The sequence below is a fragment of the Aeromonas sp. s13 genome, from assembly GCF_040907905.1.
Classification (GTDB): domain Bacteria; phylum Pseudomonadota; class Gammaproteobacteria; order Enterobacterales; family Aeromonadaceae; genus Aeromonas; species Aeromonas veronii.
In genome coordinates this window covers 1-16,971 of sequence record NZ_JBFOCS010000062.1, presented here as the reverse complement: position 1 = coordinate 16,971, position 16,971 = coordinate 1, and the positions used below count along the sequence as shown (strand labels likewise).

Below are 16,971 nucleotides of genomic sequence, written 5' to 3'. Positions count from 1 at the left end.
GCCCATCGGCAGCGTGGCCAACGGGCAGGATATGGGCGGGGGCCTGTCGGCCCCCGTTAGTGGTTGGGACAAGGTCAGAGCTTGATCCAGGCATCGCTCCAGGCAGAGCCGGTACCCGGCGCATAGTGGCTGGTCGAGCCTCCACACCAGCCGCTGTATGGCCAGGGTTTGCACTCGTAGTTGCCACCGGCATTGCTGACCCGATCACCGGACTGATAGCCGGTGTTGGGGGCGTAGGCCGGGTAGTCACCTTCGCCACCCCCGCTGTTCTCTTCGGTCAGCGCAACCGGGAAGCGCTGTACCACCGGCTGCTGGCCGTCAGCCAGACCGGTGATGACCACTTCGTAGCTGCCATCGGTGACGTTGCTGCCCTGCAGTACCAGGGTGCTGGTGCCGTTCACCTGGCTGCTGGTGGTACCGTGGCTGTGGCCGCTCTGCTCCAGAGTCGCGGTGATCTGTACCGGGTTGGCGGTGGTCAGGTTGAAGCGGATGCTGACCTGACCGTTGACTATGGTGTACTCGCTCGCCATGGCGCTGACGGTGAAGTCGCTGCTGCCTTCGGCGGGTGGCGTTGTGCCGCCGCAGTCGCTGTCGCCCTGTACGCGCCAGACGCCCCAGTCACCCGTGGTGCCCGGCTCTTCGTTCTGGGTCCACCAGCCTGCCAGCCAGTTCTTGCCGTTGTGGCTGACGATGTCGCCGCCCACGTAGACCTTCTTGGCATCCCAGCTGTTTTCACAGACGGCGCCCTGCTCCCTGACGGTCACGTTGCGCTGCTGGGTTACCTGCTGACCGGCGCTGTCGCTCACCTGATAGGTGAGGGTGTAGCGGCCGACCTTGCTGCTGTCGACGTTGCCGCTGACCTTGATTTGGGTGGTCAGGTCGCCATCTTCTTCATCATGGGCGCTGACGCCGGTCATCGGATCGAAAGCGGTACCCAGTTCCAGCGTGGTGTCGGTGACCCCACTGAATACCGGCTTCATGCTGTAGACCTCGATGGTGCGTACCTGCTCGGTGACGTTGTTGTCGCGATCGCTCACCTTGTAGGTGAGGGGGTAGAGGCCGATGCGCTGGCTGTCTACCGAGCCTTCTACCTGGATCTGGCCAGTCAGGTCGCCATCTTCCTTGTCGTTGGCGCTGACACCGGCCAGCGGATCAAAGGTGGTGCCCTGCTTGATGCGGGTATCGCTCAGGCCGCTGAACACCGGCTTGCCGTTGTCGACCGGGGGCGTGATCTCCTGATCGTGGATGAAGGGGCCGTAGCTCTTGATGAAGGATTCGTTGTAGGACTGACCGGCGGCGTTGCGGCCCATGTCCCAGTTGATGGACCAGGTCATCACGCCACGCAGCGGTTGCCCCTCGCTCTTCAGGCGGTTGAAGGCGTTGTAGAGCTTCTGCGGATCCTGCACATAGCCGGTGGCGGCGGCGTCGATGTTGGTCGGAATGCCGAACACCAGCTTGTCATGGGGGATCTTGTAGAAGCCGCGGGTTCCGTTGCTCAGCGAATCCGCCATGTAGTAGATGAACTCTTCTTTCAGGGCATCGTTGTTCTGGGCAATCCAGCCGATGCCATAGATGTAGATACCGTCGCCACCTTGGTTGTAGAACTGAGGGTTGATCCAGTCGTAGTACCCTTCCAGATTGCGGATATAGGGGATGTAGGCGCCAGTCTGGGTCAGATAGGGGAACTCCGGCGCCATGGTGATGAGGAAGTTTTTCCCCTGGGTGCGGTAGTGATCCTTGACCAGACGCAGGGCCGCCGGGATCACGGTCTGGTTGTCGGCGGCGGTGATGGCGGCCTGTTCCAGATCGATATCCAGCCCGTCGAAGCCATAGGTCTCCACCAGATGGATGATCTCGTCGGCAAAGGCCTGCTCCTGACCCTTGCGCAGCTCGATGTGCGCATCGGCACCGCCCAGCGCCAGCAGCACGGCACGGCCCTGACGGTTCAGCTCGGCAATCTGCTCGATAAACTGCCTTTCGCTCATGCCGATGGCCGGGTCGAGTTTGAAGGTGGGGATGGGATCGCTGCCATACACCTTCATGAAGGAGACATCGACCACGTTGTATTGCGGGTTGACCTGATCGAGCTTGACGCAGGGGGCGATACCGCCCTTGTAGCCCGAGCCGTCACACCAGTTGTGCCAATAGCCGACCACTACGCCGGACTGGGGGTTGACCATCGCCTGACCGGCACTGGCGGCATATGCCATGGGGGCGCCCATGCCGAGCAGGCAGCCAAGCAGGGATAATTTGAGTTTGTTCATCGTCTCTCCGTACGGTGCAGATGGGGCGTCGGTTGTGACCGGACGTCCCCGGGGGCAGCCCCGCTGTCATAGGTGTTTTCCCTTAGACCGGTGGCTTTGCGTCGCGCCCTTTCGGGTCACTTTGCCTTTTTCACCCGATTTCTGTGCAGCACAGAGAATCAAGTGACCTGAGTAACAGGCTGCTTATGATATGCACTTAAAAATAAATTAATCAACGTATGTGCATGATTTGTTTTGGTTATTAACTTGTTGATTGGTTATTTTCCAAGCATGGAAAAGGCCGGAGATAGGCCGCTGTAACCTACTCTTTTGTCGATTGGATTTGGTCTGCACCCTTGTGGTTCGAGAGTTGAAAAAGCCGCAAAAAGAGCAAAAAAGTACCGATTATTCATGTTGTTGCCGTCCAGTATCTGGCAGAGAGGTGTTTGAGCTCACAAAGAGGGGAAAACAGTGCCGAGAGGTGGATTCCCGCTTGATTATTGCGTGGCTTGGCCACATGTTAGAAAGCCATACAGAGCTGCTAAAGCGGTCTGTTCAAGACCAAACAAGAGGTAACCGGGATGAATAACCCTTTGCTGACAATGGATTCGCTGCCCCCTTTCAGCCAGATCAAGCCGGAGCAGGTTCAGCCTGCCGTGATTCAGGCTATTGCTGACTGCAAGCAGAAGATCAGCGATGTGCTGGCCCAGCGTGATCCCCATACCTGGGATAGCCTGATTGCCCCGCTGGAAGAGGTAAATGACCGCCTGTCACGGATCTGGTCACCGGTCAGCCACCTCAACTCCGTACTCAACAGCGAAGCGCTGCGCGAGGCCCATGATGCCTGCCTGCCGCTGCTCTCCGAATTCCAGACCTATGTTGGTCAGCATGAAGGGCTCTATCAGGCCTATCTGGCCCTCTCCCAGAGCGATGATTTCCCGCTGCTCAGCGGCGCCCAGCGCAAGGAGATCCAGAATACCCTGCGTGACTTCCGCCTCTCTGGCATCGGTCTGCCTGCCGAGGCGCAGCAGCGTTACGGCGAAATTCAGGCCCGCCTCTCCGAGCTGGCCTCCCGTTTCAGCAACAACGTGCTGGACGCAACCCAGGGCTGGCACAAGCTGGTGGCCGATGAAGCCGAATTGGCCGGTCTGCCCGAGAGCGTGCGTGCCGCTGCCCGTCAGATGGCTGAACTTAAAGGCAAAGAGGGGTGGCTGTTCACGTTGGATATCCCCTCTTATCTGCCGGTGATGATGTATGCCGACAACCGCGAGCTGCGCGCCGAGATGTACGAAGCCTTCACCACCCGCGCCTCCGATCAGGGCCCCAATGCGGGCAAGTGGGACAACTCCGCCATCATGAGCGAGCTGCTCACCCTGCGCCGCGAACTGGCTCAGCTGCTGGGGTTCGCCAACTATGCCGAGCTCTCCCTGGCCACCAAGATGGCGGACAAGACCGAACAGGTGGTGAGCTTCCTCACCGATCTGGCGGCTAAATCCCTGCCGCAAGGCAAGGCCGAACTGGAGGAGATCCGCGCCTTCGCCGCCGAGCAGCATGGTCAGAGCGAGTTGGCAGCTTGGGATCTCGCCTACTACGCCGAGAAGCTCAAGCAGCACAAGTTCTCCATCTCCGATGAGCAGCTGCGCCCCTACTTCCCCGCCAGCAAGGTGGTGAAGGGGTTGTTCGAAGTGGTGAAGCGGGTGTTCGGCATGAAGGTGCGCGAGCGTCTCGGCATCGACACCTGGCACCCTGACGTGCGCTTCTACGACATCTTCGATGCCGACGACGAGCTGCGCGGCAGCTTCTATCTCGACCTCTACGCCCGCGAGCACAAGCAGGGCGGGGCCTGGATGGATGTCTGTCTGGGTCGTCGCTACCGTCAGGATGGCTCGCTGCAAAAACCGGTGGCCTACCTGACCTGCAACTTCAACGGCCCGGTGGATGGCAAGCCTGCGCTGTTTACCCACAACGAAGTGGTCACCCTGTTCCATGAGTTTGGCCACGGCATCCACCACATGCTGACCCGTATCGACGTTGCCGGTGTCGCCGGTATCAACGGCGTGGCCTGGGATGCGGTGGAGCTGCCGAGCCAGTTCCTCGAGAACTGGTGCTGGGAGTCCGAGGCGCTGGCCTTTATCTCCGGCCACTACGAGACCGGCGAGCCGCTGCCTGCCGATCTGCTGGAGAAGATGCTGACCGCCCGCAACTTCCAGGCTGCGATGCAGATGCTGCGTCAGCTGGAGTTCGCCCTGTTCGACTTCCGTCTCCATCAGGAGTTTGACCCGACCAATCCGGCGCAGCTTCCGGCGCTGCTGGACGAGGTGCGCAGTCAGGTAGCAGTGATGACGCCACCGGTGTTCAACCGCTTCCAGCACAGCTTCTCCCACATCTTCGCGGGCGGCTATGCGGCGGGCTACTACAGCTACAAGTGGGCCGAAGTGCTCTCTGCCGATGCCTTCTCCCGCTTCGAGGAGGAGGGGATCTTCAACCCGGCGACCGGCCAATCCTTCCTGAAGAATATTCTGGAGAAGGGGGGCTCGAAGGAGCCGATGGAGCTGTTCCGAGCCTTCCGCGGCCGTGAGCCCAAGGTGGATGCGCTGTTGCGACATAGCGGGATCGCTGCCTGAGATTTCTGACCCGCCGCCTGTGTGAGCTTCAAGCAGGTACACTGTTTTGCGGCATAGTGGGATCGAGTCGTGATTTCTGCGACAAAAAGGGACCTTTTGGTCCCTTTTTTCAAGGCTTTTTAATATCTTGCTGATTGCATATTTGCACTGCCCACGGCTCTTCAGTAGAGTCGTGTTCTAACCTTCAAGGAGAGAAAGCCACTTGCCATGAGGCGAGCACTCGATTCCGTCTATCAAATCATCTCAAGTCTGGCTCATTCGAGCGGCCAGGGATATTTCGATACCTTTGTGAGTGAAATCGCCGCTGCTGTGATGGCTGATGTCGTCCTGATCGCCAGCAGGGAATCAAATGCTTCCCATCTTACGGTTCAGGCTGCCCATCCCTCCTCTCTTGACCCCGATACCCTGATGCTGCCAATCACTGACTCTCCCGATGCCATTACCTGGCAGGAGGGGGAAGCCTGGTTCAGCGATCGTCTGTTGCAGCTGTTCCCCGCGATGCCACTTGCCGATGCGTGGCAGGCCCAGGCCTACGCCGGGATCGCCCTCAAGGATGCGGATGGCGAGACCATCGGTATCTGCTGCCTGCTCTATCGTCAGCCGCAGGCCAATATGACCAAGGTGATGGGGCTGCTCCGGTTGCTGGGGCCGCTGGCCGGTCGCGAACTGGCGCTGATGCTGCAACGCCAGCAGCCGCAACTCTTGCCTGATACCCCCCATGTGCTGCAGAGCATGCTGTTTCAGGCCCCGGTGGGGATCGGCAAGCTCGATCTCACCGGCCGCATTCTCTGGGCCAATCCGGCTATCGAGAAGATGTTGGGCTATCCCCTCGACGAGCTGCTTCATCGCTCCATCTCCGACATCAATCACCCGGAGGATTGGCAGCGCAGCCTTGAGTGCTACGAAGAGATCCGGCGCGGCGAGCGCAGCAGTTTCACCCAGGAGAAGCGCTACTTCTGCAAGGGGGGCGAGATCCTGTGGGGGCGGGTAACGGTCACCCTGATCCGCGACGAGCAGCAGCAGCCGGACTACCTGATGGTGCTGCTGGAGAATATCGATCCCCTCAAGCGCCATGCGGAGCAGCTCAAGCTTTCTCACCGGGTCTACGACAACCTCTCCGAGGCCATTCTGGTGTGCGATGCCGACAGCCGCATCATCTCGGTTAACCCGGCCTTCGAGCAGATCACCGGCTACAGCAGCGACGAGGTGCGGGGCCAGCGTCCCAGCATGCTCAAGTCCGGGCTGCACGATCAGACCTTCTATGCCGATATGTACCATGCGCTGGAGCGGGTGGGGGTGTGGCGTGGCGAGGTGTGGAACAAGCGCAAGAACGGCAAGCTCTATCCGCAGCAGCTGATGATAAGTACCCTGCGCGAAGCCGGCAAAATCCAGCAATATATCGCCATTTTCAGCGATCTTTCCCAGACCAAAGTGGCCGAGCAGAAGATCGCGACCCAGGCCAACTACGACAACCTTACCAGCCTGCCCAACCGCTGGCTGTTTGGCCGCTGCCTCACCCGCTTCTGCGAGCGGGGCGAGCGCTTCGCGCTCATGGTGCTCGACCTCAACAACTTCAAGGCGGTCAATAACAGCATGGATCACCATGCTGGCGATGCCCTGCTGCGGGAGGTGTCGGATCGACTGGTTAGCCGGGTGCGCACCGAAGATTTGGTGGCCCGCATCGGTGGCGACGAGTTCGCGTTCCTGGTGCCCGGCATCGTCACCCGCCGTCAGGCCGAGGTGTTTGCCAAGCAGGTGATCGGCAGCTTCGCCCGCCCCTTTATGCTGGCCAACCAGCACCTCTATGTGACCGCGACCATCGGCATGACCCTCTGCCCGGTCGATGGCAGCGAGAGCGATGAGCTGCTGCGCAATGCCGAACAGGCGCTGTTTGCGGCCAAGCGGCAGGGAAGGTTGCTCGGTGCCTACTGCTCATCCATGCGGGAAGAGGTGCGCCAGCGCCACCAGATGCAGCAGGATTTGGCCGAAGCGATCAAGCTGGAGCAGCTGACCATGGCCTACCAGCCGATCTGGGACAACCGCAGCGGACGGGTCGCCAAGCTGGAGGCGCTGGTGCGCTGGTATCACCCCCACTGGGGGCAGGTATCCCCTGCCGAGTTTATTCCGCTGGCGGAAGAGGCAGGTCTGATTCAGGGGCTGGGTGCGCTGGTATTGTGGCAGTCGTGCCGGGATCTGGCGCGGTTGCAGCAATCCGGCTTCCCGGATCTGCAGATGTCGATCAACCGCTCCACCATGGAGTTCCAGACCATCGACCCAGAGGCGAGCGAGTGGCTCAAGGTGATCCAGCACTTCGGGCTCGATCCTGCCGACATCGTCATCGAAATCACCGAATCTTTGCTGATGGAGAGCAGTGATCAGCACAGGGTGCGGATCGATGCCCTGCGCGAGGCGGGCTGCAAGCTGGCCATCGACGATTTCGGTACCGGCTACTCGGCCCTCAACTATCTGCGCACCTTCCCGGTCGATCTGGTCAAGATCGACCGCTCCTTCGTGCGCCATATCCCCTTCAACGAGCAGGATCGGATGCTGCTCGACGGCATCATCAACATAGTGCACAACCTCGGCATGCAGGTGGTGATCGAGGGGGTTGAGACCCGCGAGCAGCTCAACTTCCTCTGCCAGAAGGGGTGTGCCTTCACCCAGGGTTATCTGCTCAGCCGCCCGCTGGCCTATGACGATCTCATTGATTACCTCGCTCTCAACCGTCAGGGGATGAACCTCACTGTCGTGAGCTGATCCACCGCTTCTGTTATCATGGCCGCTTCTGTACGTGCCATGAGTCTGTCTCCTATGCCCCATATTCAGGTTTTCAGTGAAGCCCCCGCCCGTGATGGCGAGCTCGACGCCCTGCGTTTACGCCTTGCCGACGTGGAGTTTCCGGCTCCGTTTGCGCTGGTACTGACTGAAGAGAGACTGGAACTGCGCAAGCTGGATGAGCCCAAGCTGGGTGCCGTCTATGTGGACTTCGTGGAAGGGGCGGTGGCACATCGTCGCAAGTTTGGTGGTGGTCGCGGCCAGTCCATCGCCAAGGCAGTGGGGCTCAAGGCCGGCGCCACACCCACCGTGGTGGATGCCACTGCCGGTCTGGGGCGCGATGCCTTCGTGCTCGCTTCCCTCGGTTGCAAGGTGACCCTGATCGAACGCAGCCCTGTGGTGGCCGCTCTGTTGCAGGATGGGCTGGCGCGGGCGGCACAGGATCCCGAGATTGGCCCCTGGGTCAGTGAGCGGATGCACCTGCTGCAAGGCCCGGCGGTGGACAATCTGCTGGCGCTGCCGGAGCGGCCCGAGGTGATCTACCTCGACCCCATGTTCCCCCACAAGCAGAAGTCGGCGCTGGTGAAAAAAGAGATGCGGGTGTTCCAGTCGCTGGTGGGGCCGGATCTCGATGCGGATGCCTTGTTGCCTGCTGCGCTCAAGATGGCTGATAAGCGGGTGGTGGTGAAGCGGCCGGACTACGCCGGCTGGCTCAACGAGCATAAACCCAGCATGGCCATCGAAACCAAGAGCAACCGCTTTGATGTCTATGTGATGGCGGCGCTGGCAGCGGGTTAACAGCCGGTGTGAGCCGCAGATGCAAAAAGGAGGGCCAGCGTCATGTTGGCCCTCCTTTTTCGTATTGGATTCAGTTGGTTGGCGCGAAGCGGATCAGCTTTTCTTCCCCTTGCCAGTTCAGGCGCAGGGTCGCCAGTTCTGCCAGACTGAGCCGCTCGCCACTGTGCAGCAGCAGATACTCGACCCCTTCGCTGGCTTCGATAGTGCGGATCTTGTCATCCCATTGGCGATCATCGCGGCTGGTGAGGGTTACCGGCAGTTGCCAGCTGGCAGCAATTTCGAGCCAGTCGTAGAGATCGCAGCTGATGGGTTGATAATCCGGCATGTTCGGCTCCAAAACAGGCAGGTTGCTGAGTCAGGCTTCCTGTACGCGGGTCGGCCAGCCCATCTTCTGCTGGCGTTCCACTTCAAAGCGCAGCTCGCTGGCGCGCAGGTAGTGTTCATCCATCCAGCCCTTGGGCAGGGTCAGGGTCAGTGACTCCTCTTCTGCCTGCAGGGTGAAGCTGGGCACTGTGCCCTGGGTGCGGCGCATGCAGAGGATCAGCGCGATGCGCAGGATACGGGCCAGCCGGATCGCCTGACGACCGGTGACGGCACCCTGTTTCTCCAGTGGTTCCAGCTTGAATTCGTCCCGCTGGTTGAACAGCAGGGCCGACAACAGCTTCTTTTGCGCAGGAGTAAAGCCCGGCATATCGATGTTGTCGATGATGTAGGCGGCGTGTTGCGGCGCCTTCTTGTACTCGATACAGAGGCCGATCTCGTGCAGCAGGGCGGCATAACGCAAGATCGGGCGACCGTAGCGTTTGGAGAGTCGCCAGGCCGGTTGCAGCTGGTTGAACGCCTCGACGGCGGTATCGCGCACCCGTTCGGCGTGCTCTTTATCCAGCTGATAGCGGCTGATCAGGCTGTCGGCGGTGCGATCCCGGGCATCACAGTCGTGATTGTTACCCAGCAGACCGTAGATCAGTCCTTCACGCAGGGCGCCACCCGCGAGGGTCATGCTCTCGATATCGAGGGTTTCGAAGATGGCGATCAGGATGGCGAGACCGGAGGGGAACACGGTCAGCCGCTCGGCCGCCAGCCCTTCCAGTTGCAGCCGGTCGAGCTTGCCGCAGGCGATGGCCTGACCCATCAGCTCCTGCAGTTTCGGCAGGGTGACCCGTTCGCTCTTCCCTTGCGCCAGCATGATCTCTTGCAGCGCCTGTACCGTGCCGGAGGCGCCGACACAGGTACGCCAGCCGAGGGCGCGGTAATCTTCCGCCACCTTCTCCAGCACCGCCTTGGCGGCGGCAATCGCCTGCTCGAAACGGGCTTCGGAGAGCTCGCCATCACCAAAGTGATTGTTGAGCCAAGTGACGCAGCCCATGTGCAGGCTGTTGAGCAGTTTTGCTTCGCTATGTTCGCCAATCACCAGTTCGGTACTGGCACCGCCGATGTCGATCACCAGCCGGTTGCCTTCCCCGGCAGAGGTCCAGGAGACCCCTTCATAGATGGTCTTGGCCTCTTCCTCGCCCGAGATGATCTCGATGCTGTGGTTGAGTACCCGTTCCGCTTCGCTGAGGAACTCGTCGACGTTGGTGGCAAGGCGCAGTGTGGCCGTGCCCACCACTCGTATATTGTCGGCCGGGATGTCCTGCAACTGTTCGGAGAAGAGACGCAAACAGTCCCAGCCCCGCTCCATGGCGGCACGGCTGAGACGAAATTCCGGATCGAGCCCGGCGGCAAGGCGAACCTTGCGCTTTACCTTGGCGACGGTGCGCAGGGCACCGGCGACCTCGCGCACCACCAGCATATGAAAGCTGTTGGAGCCGAGGTCGATGGCGGCATAGAGAGGCGAGTTGTGCAACGGGCCTGTCCTTAGCTCTTGCGCGGCGGACGACGACGGTTGTTGCTGTTGCCACCGCCCTGACGATCCCGCATGTTGCGGTTCACCGGCTGACGGTTGCGGAACACCCGTTTCGGCGGGGTCACGTCATCCAGCAGCGCTTCGCGATCATATTTGCTGACCGGAATGGCGTGGTGGATGTACTCCTCGATGGCCGGCAGGTTGAAGGCATAGTCTTCACAGGCCAGGCTGATGGAGTGACCGCTCTTGCCGGCACGACCGGTACGACCGATACGGTGTACATAGTCTTCGGCGTCGTCGGGCAGGTCATAGTTGAAGACGTGGGTCACGTCAGGGATGTGCAGACCACGGGCGGCCACGTCGGTGGCGACCAGAATATCGAGCGCACCCTTGGTGAAATCCTCGAGGATCTTCATCCGCTTCTTCTGTGGCACATCACCGGTCAGCAGACCGACGCGATGGCCGTCGTTTTCCAGCCAGGCATGGACGTCTTCACAGACGTGCTTGGTGTTGGCGAAGACGATCGCTTTTTCCGGCCACTCCTCTTCCATCAGGGAGAGCAGCAGCAACATCTTGTCTTCATTGGAGGGGTAGAACAGCTCCTCCTTGATCCGCACGCCGGTCATCTGCTCCGGCTCTACCTGCACATGTTCCGGGTGGTTCATGTGTTCGTAGGCCAGCTCCTGCACACGCAGGGAGAGGGTGGCGGAGAAAAGCATGCTCAGACGCTCGGTCGCGGGCGGCATGCGGCGGAACAGGAAGCGGATGTCCTTGATGAAGCCCAGATCGAACATGCGATCCGCTTCGTCCAGAACCACGACCTGAATGTTGCTCAGATCGATCACCTTGGACTTGAAGTAGTCGATGATGCGGCCGGTGGTGCCGATCAGGATGTCGACGCCCTGCTCCAGCACGGCCAGCTGCTTGTCGTAACCTTCGCCACCGTAGGCGAGGCCGAGTTTCAGGCCGGTAGAGGCGGCGATGCTGTCGGCATCGTTATAGATCTGTACTGCCAGTTCCCGGGTGGGTGCCATGATGATGGCTCTGGGTTGATTAACCAGACGGGGCTTGGTCAGCGGGTGAGTCAGCAAATAGTTGAATGTCGCGGCCAGGAAGGCAATGGTCTTGCCGGTTCCTGTCTGGGCCTGACCGGCGAGGTCATGACCTTCTACCAGCAGTGGCAGAGACAGTGCCTGGATGGGCGTGCAATAGTGAAATCCCTTTGATTCCAGGCCAGCCAGAACTTCGGGTTCGAGGCCCATTTGGGCGAATTTGTCGGTCGTTAAGTGTGTTTTGCTCATGGCGGTAGGTTATCAGGTTAGGCTTGCAATAATAAACAGGATCATTTCAAATAGGGCAACTATTGCCTTTGTTGATATGTCAATAAAGCCTTAATTACTGACTGGAGTTGGAGATGAGTGACAAGATTGTTCAGCTGAGCGATGCCAGCTTCGAGGCAGATGTAATCAAAGCCGATGGCGCCGTTCTGGTCGACTTCTGGGCCGAGTGGTGTGGTCCGTGCAAGATGATTGCCCCGATCCTGGAAGAAGTTGCCCAAGAGTACGAAGGTCGCGTGACCGTAGCCAAACTGAACATCGACCATAACTCTGATACTCCGCCCAAGTACGGCATTCGTGGTATCCCGACCCTCTTGCTGTTCAAGAATGGCGAAGTGGCAGCGACCAAGGTCGGTGCACTGTCCAAGACTCAGCTGAAAGAGTTCCTGGACGGCAACCTGTAATAATTAAAGAGGAGCGCATTGCAATAATGCGCTCCTTGTGTTTTATCACCTAGACGCTCATCCCGATTGGTGCTAGTTTATCGCTCGTTTGCTAACCTTTTTGCCTGACTCTTTGCTAACCACAGCCTGGCAATCAAATCCGATCAGCATCAATCCAGCAGACTGTCTCCTCATTTCAATCCTTGCTTACAGACTTTCACCACTATGAATCTGACTGAATTAAAGAACACTCCTGTGTCCGAGCTGGTCAAGCTTGGCGAATCCATGGGGTTGGAAAATCTGGCTCGGGCGCACAAGAAAGATATTATTTTTGCAATCCTCAAGGCGCACGCCAAGGGTGGTGAAGATATCTTTGGCGACGGTGTGCTGGAAATCCTGACCGATGGTTTCGGCTTTCTGCGCAGTGCAGACGGCTCCTATCTGGCAGGCCCTGACGATATCTACGTCTCCCCGAGCCAGATCCGCCGTTTCAACCTGCGTACCGGCGATACCATTTCCGGCAAGATCCGGCCACCGAAAGAGGGCGAACGCTACTTCGCACTGCTCAAGGTCAATGAGGTCAACTACGACCGTCCGGAAAACTCCCGCAACAAGATCCTGTTTGAAAACCTTACCCCCCTGCATGCCAACGAACGTCTGCGTATGGAACGGGGTAACGGCTCTACCGAGGATATCACCGCCCGTGTACTGGACCTGGCTTCCCCCATCGGTAAAGGCCAGCGTGGCCTGATCGTGGCGCCGCCCAAGGCCGGTAAGACGATGCTGCTGCAGAACATCGCCCAGAGCATCGCCTACAACCACCCGGATTGTGAACTGATCGTTCTGCTGATCGACGAGCGTCCGGAAGAGGTGACCGAGATGCAGCGCATGGTGAAAGGTGAAGTGATCGCTTCCACCTTTGACGAACCTGCTTCCCGTCACGTTCAGGTTGCCGAAATGGTGATCGAGAAGGCCAAGCGTCTGGTCGAGCACAAGAAAGATGTGGTGATCCTGCTGGACTCCATCACCCGTCTGGCTCGCGCCTACAACACCGTCATCCCGTCATCCGGCAAGGTACTGACCGGTGGTGTGGATGCCAACGCCCTGCACCGTCCCAAGCGCTTCTTCGGCGCCGCGCGTAATGTTGAAGAGGGCGGCAGCCTGACCATCATCGCTACCGCGCTGATCGATACCGGTTCCAAAATGGACGAGGTTATCTACGAAGAGTTCAAGGGTACCGGCAACATGGAACTGCACCTCTCGCGCAAGATTGCCGAGAAGCGCGTCTACCCGGCCATCGACATCACCCGCTCAGGCACCCGTAAAGAAGAGCTGCTCACCTCAGGTGACGAGCTGCAGAAGATGTGGATCCTGCGCAAGATTGTCCACCCGATGGGCGAGATCGACGGTATCGAATTCCTCATCGACAAGCTGGCGATGACCAAGACCAACGACGAGTTCTTCGACGCCATGCGGCGCCAGCAGAAGTAAGTCCGGTCAGAAAATGACGAAACCGCGGCCATGGTCGCGGTTTTTGTTTATCTGTTTTCCGGTCGCCCTAGTAGTATGAGATCCCGATGTCACATGGATGGAGACGTCATGAAGCCTGTTTTCTGGTTATTGCTGGGGTTGCTGAGTGCAATGCCAGCCTGCGCGCAAAGTGCACCGATCGCGGTGACAGCCGAGACGTTGCAGACTCACCAGCGCTATCTGGCGGGCCGTCTGCAGGAGGGGCAATTTGCAGCCATCGACTCTCTGCTGGCGACCCTGAGTCGCGAGCGGCGGGAGTTCCTGCTGTTGCAGCTGCTGCGGGATATTCCCGCTACCACCCCTGCATCTCCTGCGTTGCAACAGTGGGTCGAGGCTCAGGCCGACAAGGCACCCGAGTGGCTCATGGAGCAGCAGGTCGACGGTTTTCTGGTGCAGCAACCTGTCTATGATTTTGCCGCGCAGGCCCGTCAGCTGCTGGGGGAGTGGCAGCTGCAATCACTGATGCAGCGCTATCGGCAGCAGCTTGCCCAGGGCAGCTTCCAGCTAAAGTCCATCTACTACAGCAGTAACCCCGATCTAGCCACGCAGCAGCAAGCCCTGTTGCTGGCCCTCGACACCTTGCCGCAACCGATCTGGATGCGGGAGGCGCAAGTGCTGGCCAGCCAGAATATCTATCTGCCCGACAATCATCTGTTGTTCCATCTGTTGCAGCGCACTGGCGAACCGGCGCTCTATAGCATGCTGTGGCGGCGGCCGGCAGATCAGGATGCGCTGCGCGCACTCTCCACCATCAGCCGCTTTCATCACGGCAGTGCTGCCAGCGATCTGCTGATTGCCGCCAGTGGCAATGAGGGATTGAAGGGAGCCGCCCTGCGGCAGCTGAGCGCACTCTCGCCCTTGCCGCCGCAAGCCCAGAAATACCTGCTGGCGGAACTCTCCAACCGTCAATACGGGGCGCTGGTGGCCGGTCTGTTGATGGAGGTGGACGAGCCCCAGCTGCTCTCTGCACTGGCCAGACGCCTCGGCCAGCGTGACATGCCACCCATTGCACCGAGTCTGCTGCCCGATTCGGGTACACCCGATGGGCAGCCAGGGTTATAATGCGTGACCTCCTGAACCCGGTTGGGAACTTGCATGAAATACAAGGATTTGCGTGATTTCATCGCGCAGCTGGAACAAAACGGACAACTCAAGCGCATTACCCGCGAGATAGATCCCTATCTGGAGATGACCGAGATCAGCGACCGCACCCTGCGTGCGGGTGGCCCGGCTCTGCTGTTCGAAAATCCCAAAGGCTACACCATGCCGGTGCTGACCAACCTGTTCGGTACCCCGGATCGGGTTGCCATGGGCATGGGCCAGCCCGATGTGGGCGCCTTGCGTCAGGTCGGGGTCTGGCTCTCCTATCTCAAGGAGCCCGAGCCGCCCAAGGGATTCAAGGAGCTGATGGAGAAGCTGCCGATCTTCAAGCAGGTGCTCAACATGCCGACTAAACGCCTCTCTTCTGCCCCCTGCCAGCAGGTGGTACAGGAGGGCGATGCGGTCGATCTCGACCAGATCCCGATCCAGCACTGCTGGCCCGGCGATGTGGCGCCGCTGGTCACCTGGGGCCTCACCATCACCCGCGGCCCCTACAAGAAGCGCCAGAACCTCGGCATCTATCGCCAGCAGAAGATCGCCAAAAACAAGCTGATCATGCGCTGGCTGGATCATCGTGGCGGTGCCATCGATTTTCGCGAGTGGCAGGAGGCCCATCCCGGTGAGCGATTCCCGGTGGTGGTGGCGCTCGGCGCCGATCCGGCGACCATTCTCGGCGCGGTGACGCCGGTGCCGGATACCCTCTCCGAATATGCCTTTGCCGGTCTGCTGCGCGGCAGCCGTACCGAAGTGATCAAGGCCATCAGCTGCGATTTGGAGGTGCCCGCCAGCGCCGAGATCGTGCTGGAAGGCTATCTTGAGCCGGGTGAGATGGCGCCGGAAGGCCCTTATGGCGACCACACCGGCTACTACAACGAGGTGGACGAGTTCCCGGTCTTCACCATCACCCACATCACCAAGCGGCGCGATGCCATCTATCACAGCACCTACACCGGCCGTCCGCCCGATGAACCGGCGGTGCTGGGTCTGGCGCTGAACGAGGTGTTTGTGCCGCTGCTGCAGAAGCAGTTCCCCGAGATTGTGGACTTCTATCTTCCGCCGGAGGGGTGCTCCTACCGGATGGCGGTGGTGACCATCAAGAAGCGTTACCCGGGCCACGCCAAGCGGGTGATGCTGGGGGTCTGGTCCTTCCTGCGCCAGTTCATGTACACCAAGTTCGTGGTGGTGTGTGACGATGACGTCAACGCCCGCGACTGGAAGGATGTGATCTGGGCCATCACCACCCGGATGGACCCGGCACGGGACACCACCTTGATCGAGCACACCCCGATCGACTATCTGGACTTCGCCTCGCCGGTCTCCGGCCTCGGCTCCAAAATGGGGCTGGATGCCACCAACAAGTGGCCGGGCGAGACCAATCGGGAGTGGGGTCAGCCCATAGTTCAGGATGAGGCGGTGAAGCAGAAGGTCGATGCCATCTGGGATGAGCTCAATATCCTCGGATGAGGTAAACATGACAGCTTTGCTGCAAAAAGTGATGCGATCCGCACTGATTTGAGTATTCTCGACTGACGGGGCCAGGGCTGCTGGTCGTCACTCCATAGTGAAACAATGAGCGAAGCGGGCCGAGCGAGCCCGCCACAAGGACAAGAATGCAACGTATCAAATGCCGCGTAGAGGAACTGCGCGAATATGTCGACACCATCTGGCATGTGGCCCTGACGCCGCAGCAAGCGATCAGCTTCAAGCCGGGCCAGTATCTGCTGGTGGTGATGAGCGATTCGGACAAGCGCCCCTTCTCCATCGCCAACTCGCCGACCCGCCCGGGCGTGCTGGAGCTGCAAATTGGTGCCACTCCCGAAAACGCCTACGCCGGTCAGGTGCTGGCCCGCATGCGCGAGCAGGGGGAGATCGAGGTTGAATTGCCGGCTGGCAAGGCGTTCCTGCGCGATGAATCCCCTCGTCCACTGATCCTGATGGCGGGCGGCACCGGCTTCTCTTACGCCCGCTCCATTCTGGAGTACCTGATCGACACGGGCAGCAAGCGCCCGGTGTTCTTCTACTGGGGGGTGCGTCAGGCTCACTGGCTCTATGAGCTGGAGCAGATGCAGCAGTGGGAGCGTGACTATGCGCCGCTCACCTTTATTCCGGTGGTGCAGGAGCCGGAGGCTGACTGGACCGGCAAGAGCGGGCTGGTGCACAAGGCGATCATGGATGATTTCGTCAGCCTCCACGACCACGACATCTATGTCGCCGGCCGTTTCGAGATGGCGGGTGCCGCGCGGGAGGAGTTCAAGATCCTTGGCGCCGAGCCGGAGCGCATCTTTGGTGACGCCTACGAATTTATCTGACGGGATCCCCGCTTGGATGACGCAG

At 59.9% G+C, this 16,971-nt stretch carries 12 protein-coding genes and 1 riboswitch; of the genes, 8 read left to right on the top strand and 4 right to left on the bottom strand.

Features of this window, described 5'->3' with window-relative positions:
- Nucleotides 1-74 precede the first annotated feature (74 nt).
- Nucleotides 75-2,264, bottom strand: a complete 2,190-nt coding sequence (locus AB5Y82_RS10985) for an immunoglobulin-like domain-containing protein (RefSeq protein ID WP_368173952.1) — start codon at nucleotides 2,262-2,264, stop codon at nucleotides 75-77.
- Between the two features lie 50 nt (nucleotides 2,265-2,314).
- Nucleotides 2,315-2,400, bottom strand: a riboswitch (cyclic di-GMP riboswitch).
- Between the two features lie 424 nt (nucleotides 2,401-2,824).
- On the opposite strand from AB5Y82_RS10985, the gene prlC reads away from it, so the two are divergent.
- The 3 genes from prlC (at nucleotide 2,825) to AB5Y82_RS10970 (ending at nucleotide 8,440) form a co-directional block, all read left to right on the top strand.
- The gene (prlC, locus tag AB5Y82_RS10980; RefSeq protein WP_111901169.1) at nucleotides 2,825-4,867 is read left to right on the top strand and encodes an oligopeptidase A; all 2,043 of its coding nucleotides are present in this window, start codon (nucleotides 2,825-2,827) and stop codon (nucleotides 4,865-4,867) included.
- A gap of 207 nt (nucleotides 4,868-5,074) precedes the next feature.
- Nucleotides 5,075-7,624: a bifunctional diguanylate cyclase/phosphodiesterase gene (locus AB5Y82_RS10975; RefSeq protein WP_111901170.1), complete on the top strand. Its 2,550-nt coding sequence runs from the start codon at nucleotides 5,075-5,077 to the stop codon at nucleotides 7,622-7,624.
- Nucleotides 7,625-7,687: 63 nt separating this feature from the next.
- Nucleotides 7,688-8,440: a class I SAM-dependent methyltransferase gene (locus AB5Y82_RS10970; RefSeq protein WP_106844570.1), complete on the top strand. Its 753-nt coding sequence runs from the start codon at nucleotides 7,688-7,690 to the stop codon at nucleotides 8,438-8,440.
- A gap of 70 nt (nucleotides 8,441-8,510) precedes the next feature.
- Here AB5Y82_RS10970 and AB5Y82_RS10965 read toward each other — a convergent pair whose 3' ends face one another.
- From AB5Y82_RS10965 to rhlB, 3 genes are read right to left on the bottom strand one after another with little or no spacing between them, the layout of a single operon-like run.
- Nucleotides 8,511-8,765, bottom strand: a complete 255-nt coding sequence (locus AB5Y82_RS10965; RefSeq protein WP_042054704.1) for a Rho-binding antiterminator — start codon at nucleotides 8,763-8,765, stop codon at nucleotides 8,511-8,513.
- A gap of 30 nt (nucleotides 8,766-8,795) precedes the next feature.
- On the bottom strand, nucleotides 8,796-10,286 hold the full coding sequence (gene gppA / locus AB5Y82_RS10960; RefSeq protein WP_005355894.1) for a guanosine-5'-triphosphate,3'-diphosphate diphosphatase: 1,491 nt from the start codon (nucleotides 10,284-10,286) through the stop codon (nucleotides 8,796-8,798).
- A gap of 11 nt (nucleotides 10,287-10,297) precedes the next feature.
- The gene (rhlB, locus tag AB5Y82_RS10955; protein WP_005339414.1) at nucleotides 10,298-11,587 is read right to left on the bottom strand and encodes an ATP-dependent RNA helicase RhlB; all 1,290 of its coding nucleotides are present in this window, start codon (nucleotides 11,585-11,587) and stop codon (nucleotides 10,298-10,300) included.
- 113 nt (nucleotides 11,588-11,700) lie between these two features.
- Here rhlB and trxA point away from each other — a divergent pair, with 113 nt between their 5' ends.
- The 5 genes from trxA to fre all read left to right on the top strand — a co-directional run bounded on the left by trxA (nucleotide 11,701) and on the right by fre (nucleotide 16,946).
- The gene (gene trxA, locus AB5Y82_RS10950; RefSeq protein ID WP_005339416.1) at nucleotides 11,701-12,027 is read left to right on the top strand and encodes a thioredoxin TrxA; all 327 of its coding nucleotides are present in this window, start codon (nucleotides 11,701-11,703) and stop codon (nucleotides 12,025-12,027) included.
- Nucleotides 12,028-12,231: 204 nt separating this feature from the next.
- Nucleotides 12,232-13,497, top strand: a complete 1,266-nt coding sequence (rho, locus tag AB5Y82_RS10945; RefSeq protein ID WP_005339417.1) for a transcription termination factor Rho — start codon at nucleotides 12,232-12,234, stop codon at nucleotides 13,495-13,497.
- Nucleotides 13,498-13,605: 108 nt separating this feature from the next.
- Nucleotides 13,606-14,598 carry a hypothetical protein gene (locus AB5Y82_RS10940; RefSeq protein ID WP_265061818.1) on the top strand — a complete coding sequence of 331 codons (993 nt, stop codon included), beginning with the start codon at nucleotides 13,606-13,608 and terminating at the stop codon, nucleotides 14,596-14,598.
- 33 nt (nucleotides 14,599-14,631) lie between these two features.
- Entirely contained in the window at nucleotides 14,632-16,101 is a 1,470-nt protein-coding gene (gene ubiD / locus AB5Y82_RS10935; RefSeq protein ID WP_005339421.1) for a 4-hydroxy-3-polyprenylbenzoate decarboxylase, read from the top strand.
- A 146-nt stretch (nucleotides 16,102-16,247) separates the two neighbouring features.
- Nucleotides 16,248-16,946, top strand: coding sequence for an NAD(P)H-flavin reductase (gene fre, locus AB5Y82_RS10930; protein WP_368173951.1), 699 nt, complete (start codon nucleotides 16,248-16,250; stop codon nucleotides 16,944-16,946).
- Nucleotides 16,947-16,971 lie beyond the last annotated feature (25 nt).

Bases quoted from the DNA above. Each gene is read 5' to 3' on its own strand.
- AB5Y82_RS10985 (WP_368173952.1), bottom strand. From the start codon at position 2,264: ATGAACAAACTCAAATTATCCCTGCTTGGCTGCCTGCTCGGCATGGGC.
- prlC (WP_111901169.1), top strand. From the start codon at position 2,825: ATGAATAACCCTTTGCTGACAATGGATTCGCTGCCCCCTTTCAGCCAG.
- AB5Y82_RS10975 (WP_111901170.1), top strand. From the start codon at position 5,075: ATGAGGCGAGCACTCGATTCCGTCTATCAAATCATCTCAAGTCTGGCT.
- AB5Y82_RS10965 (WP_042054704.1), bottom strand. From the start codon at position 8,765: ATGCCGGATTATCAACCCATCAGCTGCGATCTCTACGACTGGCTCGAA.
- rhlB (WP_005339414.1), bottom strand. From the start codon at position 11,587: ATGAGCAAAACACACTTAACGACCGACAAATTCGCCCAAATGGGCCTC.
- trxA (WP_005339416.1), top strand. From the start codon at position 11,701: ATGAGTGACAAGATTGTTCAGCTGAGCGATGCCAGCTTCGAGGCAGAT.
- rho (WP_005339417.1), top strand. From the start codon at position 12,232: ATGAATCTGACTGAATTAAAGAACACTCCTGTGTCCGAGCTGGTCAAG.
- AB5Y82_RS10940 (WP_265061818.1), top strand. From the start codon at position 13,606: ATGAAGCCTGTTTTCTGGTTATTGCTGGGGTTGCTGAGTGCAATGCCA.
- ubiD (WP_005339421.1), top strand. From the start codon at position 14,632: ATGAAATACAAGGATTTGCGTGATTTCATCGCGCAGCTGGAACAAAAC.
- fre (WP_368173951.1), top strand. From the start codon at position 16,248: ATGCAACGTATCAAATGCCGCGTAGAGGAACTGCGCGAATATGTCGAC.